This window comes from Streptomyces seoulensis (assembly GCF_004328625.1).
Taxonomy (GTDB): domain Bacteria; phylum Actinomycetota; class Actinomycetes; order Streptomycetales; family Streptomycetaceae; genus Streptomyces; species Streptomyces seoulensis.
In genome coordinates, this window is record NZ_CP032229.1 from 2,336,832 (window position 1) to 2,352,052 (window position 15,221).

The 15,221-nt window shown below is 74.5% G+C and carries 8 protein-coding genes; 6 read left to right on the top strand and 2 right to left on the bottom strand.

The window, feature by feature from the left end; all coding sequences use genetic code 11:
- Positions 1-163: 163 nt before the first annotated feature.
- Positions 164-1,378 (bottom strand): serine/threonine-protein kinase, encoded by a 1,215-nt coding sequence (locus D0Z67_RS10935; protein WP_031182647.1) that lies wholly within the window; start codon positions 1,376-1,378, stop codon positions 164-166.
- Positions 1,379-1,510: 132 nt separating this feature from the next.
- Positions 1,511-3,208 (bottom strand): serine/threonine-protein kinase, encoded by a 1,698-nt coding sequence (locus D0Z67_RS10940; RefSeq protein ID WP_031182648.1) that lies wholly within the window; start codon positions 3,206-3,208, stop codon positions 1,511-1,513.
- Positions 3,209-3,572: 364 nt separating this feature from the next.
- Here D0Z67_RS10940 and D0Z67_RS10945 point away from each other — a divergent pair, with 364 nt between their 5' ends.
- The 6 genes from D0Z67_RS10945 to D0Z67_RS10970 all read left to right on the top strand — a co-directional run bounded on the left by D0Z67_RS10945 (position 3,573) and on the right by D0Z67_RS10970 (position 15,216).
- Positions 3,573-6,746 carry an FtsK/SpoIIIE domain-containing protein gene (locus D0Z67_RS10945; protein WP_031182649.1) on the top strand — a complete coding sequence of 1,058 codons (3,174 nt, stop codon included), beginning with the start codon at positions 3,573-3,575 and terminating at the stop codon, positions 6,744-6,746.
- Positions 6,747-6,920: 174 nt separating this feature from the next.
- Positions 6,921-8,297, top strand: a complete 1,377-nt coding sequence (locus D0Z67_RS10950) for an ABC transporter substrate-binding protein (RefSeq protein WP_031182650.1) — start codon at positions 6,921-6,923, stop codon at positions 8,295-8,297.
- 7 nt (positions 8,298-8,304) lie between these two features.
- Positions 8,305-9,648 carry a carbohydrate ABC transporter permease gene (locus D0Z67_RS10955; protein WP_199812220.1) on the top strand — a complete coding sequence of 448 codons (1,344 nt, stop codon included), beginning with the start codon at positions 8,305-8,307 and terminating at the stop codon, positions 9,646-9,648.
- On the top strand, positions 9,645-10,562 hold the full coding sequence (locus tag D0Z67_RS10960) for a carbohydrate ABC transporter permease (RefSeq protein WP_051887909.1): 918 nt from the start codon (positions 9,645-9,647) through the stop codon (positions 10,560-10,562). The genes D0Z67_RS10955 and D0Z67_RS10960 overlap by 4 nt, the downstream gene beginning before the upstream one ends.
- 140 nt (positions 10,563-10,702) lie before the next feature.
- Positions 10,703-12,889: a bifunctional glycosyltransferase/CDP-glycerol:glycerophosphate glycerophosphotransferase gene (locus D0Z67_RS10965; RefSeq protein WP_031182653.1), complete on the top strand. Its 2,187-nt coding sequence runs from the start codon at positions 10,703-10,705 to the stop codon at positions 12,887-12,889.
- 125 nt (positions 12,890-13,014) lie between these two features.
- Positions 13,015-15,216, top strand: coding sequence for a bifunctional glycosyltransferase/CDP-glycerol:glycerophosphate glycerophosphotransferase (locus tag D0Z67_RS10970; protein WP_031182654.1), 2,202 nt, complete (start codon positions 13,015-13,017; stop codon positions 15,214-15,216).
- The last annotated feature ends 5 nt before the right edge of the window (positions 15,217-15,221 follow it).

Consider the following 15,221-nt stretch of genomic DNA (forward strand, 5'->3'; position numbering starts at 1 on the left):
ATGCCTGACCTGGGCTGCGTGGCACCCCGATGTCCCCGACCTGGGCCGGACGCTCGCCCACCCTCGCGGTGCCCGGCGTGTGTGGCCGGGACGGAGTCCGTCGCCGCCCGTCTCGCATGGCAACTCACTCGCCGTCCGCCTCCGCGCCTCGCCTCTCTGCCTGTCAGGGCGTCGACGTGGTCTGGGTCTGTTGGGGTGGGGTGTCGTCGGTGGTGGTGGTCCAGATTCCGTAGCCGGCCGCTGCTGCGAGGAGCAGGGCGGCCACGGTGAGGGTGACTCGGCGGCGCCGGGCCGCTGCCCGGTGGCGGGCCGAGCCGGGGCGGGGGGCGCCGGAAGGACGCGGGGCGCGAGCCGTGCCGTGGGCGCCGCCGGCGAGTTCGTCGGGGGCCGGGACGCGCATCGAGGTGTGGGTGTCGCGGTTGGAGTCGGGCTTGGGGCCGGGGACGAGGGAGACGGCGCCCCTCCGGCGGACGGGTTCGTCGGCGGGGAGGGGGGCCGGGGGCTCCTCGGGGGCCGCCTCGGGGTCGGGCTCGTCGACCTCCAGCGGGGGGATGCCCGCGAGGGCGGGGAGCTGTTCGCGCAGCCGGGCGGCGAGTTCGGAGGCGCGCAGCCGGGAGGCGGGGCCCTTGGCGAGGCACTGGACGATGAGCTGCCACAGCTCCTCGGGGATGCCGGGCAGCGGGACGACGGTCTCCGTGACGTGCCGCCGCAGCACCGCGCCGGGGTGGCCGCCGCCGAAGGGGGTGAAGCCGGCGAGCAGCTCGTAGAGGACCGTGGCGAGGGCGTAGATGTCGACGGCGGCGCGCGGGGGCAGGCCCTCGACGATCTCGGGGGCGAGGTAGTCCGGGGTGCCGATGATCTTCGTCGCACGGGTGCGCCGGGGCGAGTCGATGAGCTTGGCCACGCCGAAGTCGGTGAGCAGCGCCGGGTGCGCGCCCCCGGGGCCGAGCGGGCCGCGCATGTCGAGGAGGATGTTCTCGGGCTTGACGTCCCGGTGGACGACCCCGGCCGCGTGCGCGGCGGCGAGCCCGTCCGCGACGTCCGCGACGATCGCCGCCGCGGCCTCGGGCGCGAGCCGGCGCTCGCGGTCCAGCCGGGTGCGCAGGTCGGTGCCGCGCACGATGTCCATGACGAGGGCGAGGTCGTTGCCGTCGACCACGAGGTCCCGCACGGTGACGATGTGCGGATGCTCGAGGCCGAGCAGCGCGGTCCGCTCCTGCACGAAGCGGCCGACCAGCTCCTGGTCGGAGGCGAGGTCCTCGCGCAGCATCTTGATGGCGACGGGCCCGTCGGGTCCCTCGCCCAGCCACACCGTCCCGGCGCTGCCCCGCCCCAGGATCTGGTTGGCGGTGTACCGGCTGCCGATCTTCCGTGCCAAGACTGCTCCCACCAGACGCGTGTTGCCCCGGTCGACAAAACTACGCGCCCGTGGGGGTCACCTTCGCCGCGGAGCCGGAAATCACCCGCTGGGTGTCGACAAGTCCCCAGAACCGGCTCCGCGAGCGGCAGTTCAGTTGCCGCCGGAGGAACTGTTCAGGTTCTTGACCCAGTCGGAGACGGAGCCGGCCCAGTCGCTGATCTGGTCCCAGTAGCCCTTGCCCTGGCCGACCCAGGTGTGCAGCGGGGTCAGCTCCCAGATCAGCCAGCTCGCCACGACCAGGATGACGATCGTGAAGAGGCAGCCCTTCAGACAGCCCAGGCCGGGGATCTTCATCGGGTTGGCGCTGCGCTGCCGGGGCGGCCGGGGCTCGCGCGCGGGCCGCTGCGGCTCCGGCGCGTACCGCTGGGGCTGCGGCGGCGGGGAGTACTGCTCCGGCTGCGGGGTCGAGCGCCGGGGCGCCGGGCGCTGCTGCGGCTGCTGCTGACGCGGCTGCTGGGGCTGGTGCTGCGGACGGGCGGCCTGACGCTGGGGGCGGCGGCGCAGCGGGTCCTCGTTCGGGTCGAGGTACTGCACCTGCGTCTGTTCGTTGCGGTCGCGGGCCGCGCGCAGCTGGGTCTGCCAGGGGTGCGGCTGGTCCGGGTTCTGCGGGTTCTGCTGGTTCTGTCCGTACGGGCCCTGCGGGTCGTACTGGCCCGGCCGGCCCTGCGGCATCGGGGGCATGACCGTGGTGGGGTCGGCCGCGCCGGTGCTGGGGAGGACGGTGGTCGGGTCGGCGGCGCCCTGCGGGCCGGCGGTGTGCGGCAGGAAGCTGGTGGCCGCGTTGGGGTCGTAGGCCGCCTGGGCGGTGTTCGGGGGCAGTACCTGGGTGGCGCTGTTGGCGTCAGGGGCGCCGGGCACGTCCGGTACCGGGGCCGGGGCGGGGTCGGGCGCGAGCAGGGCGGCGACGCCCTCGGCGGCGGCGATCTGCGCCGGGTTGGCGTGCACCCCGACGCCCTCGGCGACCACGCGCAGGGCGCGGGCGAGGTTCTCGGCGCTGGGCCGCTCGTCCGGGTTCTTGCGCAGACAGCGCTCCATCACCGTCCACAGCGGGTCGGGGACGGTGGAGGGGCGGCGGGGCTCGGCGCTGAGGTGCTGGTGCAGGACTTCCAGGGCGGTGGCGCCGGAGAACGGCGGACGCCCGGTGACCAGCTCGTACAGCAGGATGCCGGCGCCGTAGACGTCGACGGCGGAGGTCTGCGGGCGGCCCTCGGCGGACTCCGGGGCGACGTACGCCGGAGTGCCGACGAACTCGTGGGTGCGGGTCAGGCCGGGTGAGTCGGCCAGCCGGGCGATGCCGAAGTCGGTCAGCATCGGGTACATCTGGCCGTCGTACTGGCGCAGCAGCACGTTGGCGGGCTTCAGGTCGCGGTGGACGACGCCGTCGGCGTGGCTGGCGGCGAGCGCGTCGGCGACCTGGGCGGTGAGCAGGGAGGCGGCGACGGGCGAGAAGGTGCCGTTCTCCCGCAGGTAGCGGTGCAGGTCGGGACCGTCGACGAGGTCCATGACGAGCGCCAGCAGATCGCCCTCGACGACCAGGTCGCGGACCCGGACGATGTTGGGGTGGGTGAGCCGGAGCAGGACGGAGCGCTCGCGCAGGAAGCGCATCACGATGTCCGGGTCGCTCGCCAGCTCCTCCTTGAGGACCTTGATGGCGACCGTCTCGCCGGGCTGGCCCGCCACGGCCGCCTCGGCGCCCGCCGTCTCCCGCTGGCGGGCGCGCCAGACGGTGCCCGTGGCGCCGCGTCCGAGCGGCTCCTCGAGCAGGTACTTGCTGCCGACTGGCCGCACGTCACGCGCTCCCTGCTGCTTGTTCGCTGATCCGCGCCGGGGTGTTCCGGCGTTCCGACCACTGTAGTGGCCCCCTGGGAAGCCGCCCCTTGAGTACTACGTGCGGCTTCCGGCCCGTGTTCGGTGGAAAGACGCTCACCTCCGTCCACCGGTTGCCCGTTCCGGTGCGTGACCGATCTCAAGTGATCGCCGCCGCGTTACTGGTCAGGCACTTTTGGGGGCAGAGCTGACCAATCAAGATCACTTCGCACCGGGATGCGGGCGGGAGGGCCGCGACAGGTGCGAGGATGCGTGCAGTACTGGCCTACGTGCCCGCGCGGAGTGGGGGACCTCCGCGGCCGGGCGGAAGGGACCGCTGACGGCGATGCAGATCCGGCTGACCGTCGTAGATCCGCAGGGCGCGTCCCCGAGGCGGGGTGGCGCCGCGACGCGCGACGTGCTGGTCACCGCGCCCGCCGGCACCGAGCTGGCGGCGGTGGCGCCCGCGCTGGCCTCGGCGGTCACCGGCGAGAGCGGGGCCGGCCGGGACGGCGGCGGCGGTACCTCCGTGGCGCTGTACGCGGGCACCGACCGTCTGGACCCGCGCCGTCACACCCTCGGCGAGCCCCCGCTGGTCGACGGCGCGGTGCTCTCGCTGGGCGCCCCGGCGGCCCCGGAGCCGCATCCCGAGCTGGACGACGCCCCGACCCAGCTCCATGTGGTCGCGGGCCCGGACGCGGGCGGGGTCCATCTGCTGCACGGCGGCCGGATAACGGTGGGCCGCTCCGCCGACGCCGACGTACCCCTGGACGACCCGGACGTGTCCCGGCTGCACTGCGCGGTCACCGTCACCGCCGAGGGCCGGGTCTCGGTGGCCGACCTCGACTCCACCAACGGCACCACGCTGGACGGTGCCCGCGTCACCGACCGCCCGCTGCGCTTCCCGGCGGGCGGTCTGCTGCGCCTGGGTGAGTCCGCGCTCCGGGTGACCCCGTCGGCAGGACCCGGAGCCCGGGTGCGCTCCGTGCCGGACGGCGAGGGCTGTGTCCGGGTGCCCCTCGGGGAGGACCCGGACGCCTGCCCCTGGGACACCCCGGAGAAGACCCCGGCCGCCACCGCGCCGGACGGCCCGACCGGGCACGCGTACGGCACCGCCGGCCGGATCGGCGCCGAGCGTGTGGAGCGGGCCGCCGTGCCCGAGCAGGGCCGCGCGCCTCGCATCGAGAGCCGGGCCCCGGACCACCTCACCGGCGGATACCGGGAGCACGACACCCACGCCGGCCACCGTCCCGACGACGCCCACCCCGACGAGCCCGCCACCCGTAAGGGCACCCCCCTCCGGGGCACCGAGATGCCCAGGCGCCGGGGCATCGGCGCCTGGGCCCGCAAGCTGACCGGCGGCCGGGACGAGCACCTCCCGGCCGAGGAGGCGCCGTACGCCGAGGCGGCCCCCGTCGCGCTGCCCGACGCGTTCCGGCGCCCGGAGACCTGGCCCGACCCGGCCGCGCTGCTGCTGACGGCGCTCGGTCCGGGCCCCCGGCTCTGGGAGCGGGGTCCGGGACACCACGAGGCGCTGGCCGTGCGGCTCGGCACCGCCGACCGGACCGTGCCCGACGGCTCGGCGCTGCCCGCGGTGCCGGTGACGGCCGCGCTGCGCGAGGCGGGCGCCCTGGGCCTGGCCGGGCCGCGCCCCCGGCTCGCGGGGCTGGCCCGCGCGGTGCTGGCGCAGCTGGCCGCGCTGCACTCGCCGGACCTGCTGGAGATCGTGCTGATCAGCGCCGACCGCGCCCGCCCGGTGGAGGAGCGCGCCGCCGAGTGGTCCTGGCTGGGCTGGCTGCCGCATGTGCGGCCGGGGCACGGCCAGGACTGCCGGCTGCTGCTGGCCTACGACCGCGAACAGGCGGCGGCCCGCACCGGCGAGCTGCTGCGCCGCGTGGAGTCCCACTCCGACCCCGCCTCCTTCCGGCACGGCCCGGACGGGCACCCGGGGCCGTACACGGTGGTCGTGGTGGACGGCGACCCCGGCGGCTCGGCGCTGCGGGAGGACGTGGCACGGCTGGCGGTGAGCGGCCCGCGCGCCGGGGTGCACGTGGTGTGCCTGGCCGAGACCGTGCCCGCCTCCCCCGCCTCGCCGCTCATGGAGACCTACGAGGCGGCCTGCTCGGTGACACCCACCTTCCGCGAGTGCGGCGCGGTGGCGCTGCTCAGCGGGGACGTGGCGACCGCGCTGCGGCTGATGCGGGTGGCGCCGACCGGTCCGGTGGGACCGGGCACCCTGGCCGCCGTGGACGCGGTGTCGCCCGCCTGGGCGGAGCGGTTCGCGCGGGCGCTGGCCCCCCTGCGCCCGGACGCCCCGGACGAGGACCGGCACACGCGGGTGGCGGTGCCGCTGCCGCTGTCGGCCCGGCTGCTGGACGAGCTGGGTCTGGCCCGTGCCACCCCGGCCTCGCTGATGGCCCGCTGGGCGGACGCGGCCGACGACTCCGAGTCGCTGGGCGGCCGGGCCCGCGCGGTGCTGGGCGCAGGACCGCGCGGCCCGGTCACCGCCGACCTCGTGACCGACGGCCCCCACCTGCTGGTCGAGGGCCCGCCCGGCAGCGGGCGTACGGAGCTGCTGCGGGCGGTGGTGGCGTCGCTTGCCGCCGCCGAGCGCCCGGACCGGCTCGGCATGGTGCTGATCGACGGCCGGGACGGCGTGGGCACGGCGGCCGGGGCCGGCGAGGGGCTGCGCTCCTGTACCGACATACCGCATGTGACCACCCACCTGATCGCCAACGACCCCGTGCGCATGCGGGAGTTCGCGCAGTCGCTGAGCGCGGAGCTGAAGCGCCGGGCGGAGCTGGTCGGGCTGACCGACTTCGCGCACTGGCACACCGCGCACGAGGTGTCCGGCCGGATGGTCGCCCAGCGCGGTCCCGGCGGACGCGGTCCGGGCAACGGCGACCTGGAGGCGCCGCCCAGCTCCACGCTGCGGCTGCGGCCCGGTGCCGCCCGGCAGCAGACCGAGGCGGCGCCCCCGCTGCCCCGGCTGGTGGTGGTCGTGGACGACCTGGACGCGCTGGTCTCCCCGGCGCTGGGTTCGCCGGGCCGGCCCGCCGCCGGTTCGGTGGTCCGGGCGCTGGAGGCGGTGGCCCGCGAGGGCGAGCGGCTCGGCGTGCACCTGGTGACCGCGACCGGCACCGGCGGCCGTACGGCGGAGACGGAGCCGGCCCGGCGGGCCACCCTGCGGGTGACGCTGGACGCGCCCTCCGGCGGACGCGGTACGAGCCCGGCCGAGCGCGGCGCCGAGGGCGAACCGGCGCCGGGGCGCGGGGTGCTGGCGTACCCCGACGGCCGGGTCACGGGGGTGCAGGGCGGCCGGGTGACGGGCCGTATCCCGCGCACCGCGACCCAGCGGCCGACCGTGCTGCCGCTGGACTGGCAGCGGATGGGCGATCCGCCCACCCGGCGCCCGGTGCGCGAGCTGGGCAACGGCCCCACCGACCTGGCCCTGCTGGCGAGCGCGGTGGAGCGGGCGGCCCGTCAGGTGTCGGCCGGTCAGGTGCCCTCGCTGCTCTGACCGTCGGGCGCCGGAATTACCCCTGTCGGGCACGCATACCCCGATGATCACGAGCCGGTCACGATGCGTGGCCGGACCGTGCGGGTGCTCTTGCCGCACCGGGGCGGCCCGGCGTACACCGGAGCGCACACGCAGAGTTCAGGCGTTCAACGGAGAACGACGAACGGGGAAGTGATGCGCAAGCCGAGCGACACCATGCGAGGACACCGGGCCGGCGCCGCCCTCGCCGCGCTGCTGGCGGGGGCCCTGACGCTCACCGCCTGCTCCGGCGGTGACGGGAAGAAGGAAGCCGACGAGGGCGGCGGCGGGGCCACCGGCTCCACGGTGACCCTGCCGAAGCTGAACGGCACGGAACTCGAGGTCGCCGCCGTCTGGACCGGCACCGAGCAGGCGAACTTCAAGAAGGTGCTGGCCGAGTTCGAGAAGCGCACGGGCGCGAAGGTGACGTTCGTGCCCGCGCAGGACCCGATCATCAACTTCCTCGGTTCCAAGATCGCGGGCGGGCAGCCGCCGGACGTGGCGCTGCTGCCGCAGCCGGGCGCGATCAAGCAGGCGGTGGAGAAGAAGTGGGCCAAGCCGCTCGGCCCGGACGCCGTGAAGGAACTGTCGAAGAACTACTCGCAGGGCTGGCAGGACATCGGCAAGGTCGACGGCAAGCCGTACGGCGTCTACTACAAGGCCGCCAACAAGTCGCTGATCTGGTACAACGCGCCGGTCTTCGAGAACGCGGGCGCCAAGGAACCGAAGACCTGGGCCGAGCTGCTGACCGCCGCCCAGGCGGTGTACGACTCCGGTGTCACCCCCTTCTCGGTGGGCGGCGCGGACGGCTGGACGCTGACCGACTGGTTCGAGAACGTCTACCTCTCCCAGGCGGGCCCGGAGAAGTACGACCAGCTCGCCAAGCACGAGATCAAGTGGACCGACCCCTCGGTGAAGCAGGCGCTCACCACGCTCGCCCAGATCTGGGGCAAGAAGGACTATGTGGCGGGCGGCGCGGACGGCGCGCTGCAGACCGAGTTCCCGGCCTCGGTGACCCAGACCTTCACCGGCGGCGACCAGCCGAAGGCCGCGATGGTCTACGAGGGCGACTTCGCGCAGGTCAACATCGGTGAGACCAAGGCGAAGGTGGGCGCGGACGCCAAGGTGTTCCCGTTCCCGTCGGTCGGCTCGACCGCGCCGGTGGTCTCCGGCGGTGACGCGGCGGTGATCCTGAAGGACTCCAAGGGCGCCCAGGCGCTGGCGACCTTCCTGGCGTCCCCGGACGCGGCGACGGTTCAGGCCAAGCTCGGCGGCTATCTCTCGCCGAACAAGAACGTGCCGGACTCGGCCTACCCGAACGAGACCCAGCGCACCATCGCCAAGGCGCTCATCAAGTCCGGCGACGACTTCCGCTTCGACATGTCCGACCAGGCGCCCCAGGCCTTCGGCGGCACGCCCGGCAAGGGCGAGTGGAAGGACCTCCAGGACTTCCTGAAGAACCCGAAGGACGTCGCGGGCGCCCAGGCGAGGCTGGAGAAGGACGCGGCGGCCGCGTACGGGAACGGGGGCTGATCCGGTCATGGCATCGGCAGCGGCGGCCGGCGCCCCTCCGGGCCCGGCCGCGCCGAAGAGCCGCAGGAGCGTGACCGGGACGCGCAAGGTGGTGGCGGCGCTCTTCCTGCTGCCGGCCCTGGTGCTGCTCGGCGCGCTCGTGCTCTACCCGATCGGGTACTCGCTGGTCCGCAGTCTCTACGACTCCTCCGGCGACCAGTTCGCCGGATTCGACAACTACAAGGCGCTGTTCACGGACGACGGCATCCGCACCGCGCTCAAGAACAACGTGATCTGGGTGGTGTTCGCGCCCACCGTCTCCACCGCGCTCGGCCTGGTCTTCGCCGTGCTGACCGAACGGGTGCGCTGGGGAACGGCGTTCAAGCTGGTCGTCTTCATGCCGATGGCGATCTCGATGCTGGCGGCCGGGATCATCTTCCGGCTGGTGTACGACCAGGACCCGGACAAGGGGGTCGCCAACGCGGTGTGGGTCGGGGTGCACGACTCCTTCGCCCAGGCGTCGGCGTTCCCGAAGGCGCACCCCGGCCGCCAGTCGCCGCTGGTGGGCCAGGGCGGGGCCTTCGTCACCAAGGACCCGGTGAGGGCGGGCACCCCGGTCGCGCTGCCCATGGTCGGCGTGGCCCCGGACCAGTTCCCGGACGACGCGAAGCGGGCCGTCGCCGCCCGGCCGGAGCCGGGGAAGGTCACCGGCACGGTCTGGCAGGACTTCACCCGGGGCAAGGGCGTCGGGAAGCTCGGGGCGCCGGACCCGACCGAGCGCGGGTACGCCGGGATGCGGATCGAGGCCGTGAAGGACGGCAAGGTGGTGGCCTCGGCCAAGGCGGCTGGTGACGGCACCTTCACCCTGCCCGCCTCGGCGGAGGGGGCTCAACTGCGGCTCCCGGCGGCCAACTTCAAGGAGGCGTACAACGGCGTCGACTGGCTCGGCCCGGCCCTGGTCACCCCGGCGATCATCGGCTCGTACGTCTGGATGTGGGCGGGCTTCGCCATGGTGCTGATCGCGGCGGGGCTCGCGGGGGTGCCGAGGGAGCTGCTGGAGCAGGCGCGGGTGGACGGTGCCAGTGAGTGGCAGGTCTTCCGCAAGGTGACCGTGCCGCTGCTGGCGCCGGTGCTCGCGGTCGTCACCGTCACGCTGATGATCAACGTGCTGAAGGTGTTCGACCTCGTCTACATCATCGCGCCGGGCTCGTCCCAGGACGACGCGAACGTGCTGGCGCTGGAGCTGTACCGCAAGGGCTTCTCCGAGGGGCGGCCCGGCGTGGCCAGCGCCATCGCGGTGTTCCTGCTGCTGCTGGTGATCCCGGTGATGCTGTTCAACATCCGCAGGCTGCGGCGGGAGGGCAGGCGATGAGCACGCACACCGAGAGCGCGGAACGGGTGCGCGAGCCGGCCGCCGAGGACACCGGGCGGGGCCGGCGCTCACTGGGCGCCCGGCTGGTGGAGAAGCTGGGCGGCGGGCTGATCCAGTTCGTGCTGGTCGTCGTGGCCCTGTTCTGGCTGGTGCCGACCGTCGGGCTGCTGATCTCCTCGCTGCGCTCGCCGGAGGACATGAGCGGGAGCGGCTGGTGGACGGTGTTCACCGAGCCGTCCAAGCTCACCTTCGAGAGCTACGGCAAGCTGCTGGAGAACGGCGACATCACCCACTCGCTGGTCAACACCGTGCTGATCACGGTCCCGGCGACGCTGGGCGTGGTGGTGATCGGCTCGCTGGCGGCCTACGCGTTCGCCTGGATGGAGTTCCCCGGCCGCGACTGGTGGTTCCTCGGCGTGGTCGCGCTGCTGGTGGTGCCGGTGCAGGTGGCGCTCATCCCGATCGCCGAACTCTTCGGAAAAGTCGGGCTGTTCGGCTCGATCCTGGGTGTGGTCCTGTTCCACATCGGCTTCGGGCTGCCGTTCGCGGTGTTCCTGCTGCGGAACTTCTTCGCGGAGATCCCGCGCGAGCTGCTGGAGGCGGCCCGGCTGGACGGCGCGGGCGAACTCCGGCTGCTCGCAAGGGTGGTGATGCCGCTGGCCGCGCCCGCCATCGCGAGCCTCGGCATCTTCCAGTTCCTGTGGGTGTGGAACGACATGCTGGTGGCCCTGGTGTTCACCAAGTCCGGCTCCCAGCCCATCACGGTGGCGCTCCAGACCCAGGTAAGACAGTTCGGCAACAACATCGACGTGCTCGCGCCCGGCGCGTTCCTGTCGATGGTGATCCCGCTGGCCGTGTTCTTCGCCTTCCAGCGGCAGTTCGTGTCCGGGGTGATGGCGGGGGCGGTCAAGTAATCGTGCCCGTACAGGTGTTGCCCGGGGGAATCGGTACGGCTCCCCCGGGCGTCCCCCGTATGCCGTAGGAGCCGTAACCAAGTCACCTGGGCGGCCGTTGCCGGGCAGAAGGCCCGCGCCGACCGACCCATGGATGTGCCTTGCCCAGGTTCAGCGTCATCGTCCCCGCGTACCAGGTCCAGGCGTATCTCGCCGAGTGCCTGGACTCGGTGCTCGCGCAGTCGTACCCGGACTTCGAGCTGATCGCGGTGGACGACCGCTCGCCGGACGGCTGCGGCGCGATCATCGACGAGTACGCGGCCCGCGACCCCCGGGTACGGGCGGTGCACCTCGCTCAGAACGCCGGGCTCGGCATGGCCCGCAACGCCGGGATCGACGAGGCACGCGGCGACTACCTGCTCTTCCTCGACGGCGACGACACCCTCACCCCGCACTCCCTGCAAGCGGTGGCGGACCGCCTCGCGGCGACCGGCGACCCGGACGTGCTGGTCTTCGACTACGCCCGCACCCACTGGGACGGCACCACCCTGCGCAACCGGCTCGCGGACCGGCTCACCGAGGACGGCCCCGCCCCCTTCACCCTGGCGGACCGGCCGGGACTGCTCCGGGTGCTGATGGTGGCGTGGAACAAGGCGTACCGCGGGGAGTTCGTCGCCCGCGAGGGCTTCCGCTTCCCGGCGGGCTACTACGAGGACACCCCCTGGACCTTCCCGGTGCTGATGGCGGCCGGGTCGCTCGCCACCCTGGACCGGGTCTGCGTGCACTACCGCCAGCGCCGGCAGGGCAGCATCCTGCGCACCACCAGCCCCCGCCACTTCGACGTCTTCGACCAGTACGACCGGGTCTTCGCCCACCTGACCGCCCGACCCGAACTGGAGCGCTGGCGGCCGGAGTTGTACGCGCGCATGCTCGACCACCTCACCACGGTCGCCACCCGCCGGGACCGCCTCCCGCGCGGCAGCCACCCCGCCTTCCTGCGCCGGGCCCGCGCCCACTGCCGCCGCCACCGCGCCCCCGGCACCCCGGTGCCCCCCGGCCTCCGCCGCGCCCTGGTCCGCCACGGCCTGCACCGCACCTTCCGCACCCTGCGCCTCGCCGCCGCCCTGCGCCGCCGCGCCCGCGCCTCGGCCGGACGCGGGACACGGAAGCTGCGGGCGGCCCTGCTGCGCCTGCACTACCGGGTCCAGCGGCACCTCCCCCTGCGCGCCGACCACGCCCTCTTCGCCGCCGACCCGGCACCCGACCACGGCTGCGACCCGAGCGCCCTGGAGGCCGCCTTCCACGCGCACGCCCCGCACATCCGCACCGCGTGGCTCGGCCGCCCGGACACCGCCGCCCACTTCACCGCGCTCGCCCGCTCCAAGTACCTGGTGCACAACGCCGGTTTCGGGCCGGGCCTCGTCAAGCGCCCCGGCCAGGTCTACGTACAGACCCGGCAGGGCACCCCGCTCGGCCACACCGGCCTCGACCTCCTGGAACACCCGGCGGCAGCCCACGGCACGGACTTCGCCGGGCAGCTGCGCGAGGTCGACTGTTGGGACTACGTCCTCTCCGGCAACCGGCACTCCACCCTGACCTGGGAGCGGGCCCACCCCGGCGGCTACACCACGCTGGAGTACGGCAGCCCGCGCAACGACGCCTTCCAGCACGCCACTTCGGCCGACGTGGCCCGGCTGCGCGCGTCCCTCGGCGTGCCCGAGGGGGCGGTCGCCGTGCTGTACGTGCCCGCGCGCCGCGAGCACCGGCGCACCCAGACCCCGCCGCTGGACCCCGGCCGGCTGCTCGGCCTGCTCGGACCCCGGTTCACCCTGCTGACCCGCGCCCCGCTCGGCGAGCCCGTGCAGGGCGCCCGGCTGGTCGACGTCTCCGGCCATCCCGACCTGCCGTCCCTGTGCCTGGCCTCGGACGCGCTGCTCACCGACTTCTCGCCGCTGATGTTCGACTACGCCGGGCTGGACCGGCCGGTGGTGCTGCACACCGGGGACTGGGACACCTTCCGCACGGTCCGGGGGGCCTACCTCGACCTGCTCGCGTGCCCGCCGGGCCCGCTGGCCCGCACCGAGGAGGAGGTCGCCGGCGTGTTCGCCTCCGGCCACTGGCGCGGGGTGCGCTCGGCCCGGCTGCGGGCCGCGTTCCGCGCGCGCTTCTGCCCGTACGACGACGGCGGCGCGGGCGAGCGGGTCGTCCGGCATGTGGTGCTGGGGCAGCCGGCGGTGCCGCCCGGGGCGCGCGGGCCGGTGCGGCCGCCGGCCGAGACCCAGGTCAGGGCGCCACTGGCGTCCGTCCCGCAACCTTCCGGGCCGCTCCCCGTCACCGAGGGCCGCTGAACACCGTTGGACCTTCCGGGAGTCTCCATGCCCCTCGGCACGACGCGGCCCACGCCGACCCGGCCGTCCACCTGGCGTCCCGCCGGGCGACCGGGCCGCGTCCGCAAGACGACAGAAAGAACAGCATGCCCCGCTTCAGCATCATCGTCCCCTCCCACGGGGTCCCGGGCCGGCTGTCGCAGGCCCTGGACTCGGTCCTCGCCCAGTCCTTCGGCGACCTGGAACTGATCCCGGTCTGCGACTCCCCCGACGCCCCGGCCGCCGCCGTGGCCGCCGGACACGCCGGGCGCGACCGGCGGGTGGTCCCGGTGAACTCGCCGCCGTCGGCCGGACTGAGCGGGGCGCGCAACGCCGGGCTGCGGGCCGCGCGCGGCGGATACGTGCTGTTCCTGGACGGCGACGACCTGCTGCTGCCCGGCGCGCTGGCCGCGCTGGACCAGCGGCTGACGGAGACCGCGGGCGTCGACGTGCTGTACGCGGAGTACGAGCGGGTGCCCTGGTGGGAGGGCGAGCCCGCGAACCCGGCCGCCCCGCTACTGGCCAAGGCCCCTCAGGGCGCCTTCGCGCCCGGCGCGGCCCCCTGGCTCACCGGCGCCCAACTCCCCGCCTGGAGCGCCTGCTACCGCCGCTCCTTCCTCACCGAGCACGAACTCACCTTCCCCGAAGGCCACTTCACCGACCTCGGCTGGGGCGGCCTGGTCACCGTCGCCGCCGGGCGGATCGCGGTGCTGCGCCGGGCGGTCATCCGGCACCGGGCCCGGCGCCAGGGCAGCAGGCTGAACGCGCCCGGACCGCACCAGCGGGACCTGCTGGACCAGGTGGACCGGGTGCTGCGCCGGGCCGCCGAGCGCGGGCTCCCGGCGGAGCGGGCCGGAGCCCTCTTCGGGCAGCTCTTCACCCAGGTGCTGAAGACCGTGTCCCGCCCCGAGCGGCTCATCGAGGGCCACCGGGCGTTCTTCCGCCGCGCCGGACGGCTGTACCGCAGGCACCGCCCGGCCGGGTACCGGATGCCCGGCGGCAGCCTCGGGACACAGCACCGGCTGCTGGCGGCGGGCGCGTACACCCCGTTCCGCGCGCTGCGCGGGGTCAATCGGGTGGCCGCCGGCATGCTGCGCCGGCTGCCGAAGCCGCGCATGCTGCGCACCCGGCTGCGCTACGCCCGCGCGCTGCGCCGCCCGCTCGATCCCAACCTGGCCGTGTACTGCGCCTATTGGGGCCGGGGGTACGCCTGCAACCCGGCCGCGATCCACGCCAGGGCCCGCGAACTCGCCCCGCACATCCGGTCGGTGTTCCTGGTGGAGGCCGACCAGGCGCACACGGTCCCGGAGGGCGTGGAGTACGCGGTGATCGGCTCGCACCGGTACTGGGAGGTGCTGGCCCGCGCCACGTACCTGATCAACAACGCCAACTTCGCCGAGGGCGTCGTCAAGCGCCCCGGCAGCACGCATCTGCAGACCCAGCACGGCACCCCGCTGAAGAAGATGGGCGTGGACCAGTCGACGTACCCGGTGGTGGCCGCGCGCTCGGGCAGCTTCGCCAAGCTGCTGGGCCGGGTGGACCGCTGGGACTTCAACCTGTCGTCCAACCGGCACTCCACCCAGATGTGGGAGCGCGCCTTCCCCGGCTCCTACGAGCAGCTGGAGTACGGCTATCCGCGCAACGACGTGTACGTGACGGCGACCGCCGACGACGTGGCCCGCGTCCGCCGCGAGCTGGGCGTCCCCGACGGGGCCACGGCGGTGCTGTACGCCCCCACCCACCGCGACCACGCCACCGGCTTCGAACCCGGCCTGGATCTGGCCGCGTTCTGCGAGGCGGCCGGGGACGACGTGGTGGTGCTGCTGCGCGCCCACTACTTCTATGACCGCGGCACGGCCCGCGGTTCGGACCGGATCATCGACGTCACCGCCCACCGCTCGGCCGAGGACGTGTGCCTGGCGGCGGACGCGCTGATCACGGACTACTCCTCGATCATGTTCGACTACGCCAACCTGGACCGCCCGATCGTGGTGTTCGCGGACGACTGGGAGGTCTACCGCGAGACACGGGGCGTGTACTTCGACCTGATGGCCGAGGCGCCGGGCCCGGTGGCCCGTACGCCCGAGGAGCTGGCGCGGGTGTTCCGCGAGGGCGAGTACCGGGGCGCGGAGTCCGCCGCGCGCCGGGCCGTGTTCCGGGAGCGGTTCTGCGAGTTCGACGACGGGCGCGCGGCCGAGCGGGTCGTGCGCCGGGTGCTGCTCGGTGAGCCGCCCGAGGCGCTGCCGCCCGTGGTGCCGCTCGCGGAGCGTGTGCCCGCCCCCGCCGCCGCGTCCCTCGTGAGGAGCTGATCCGC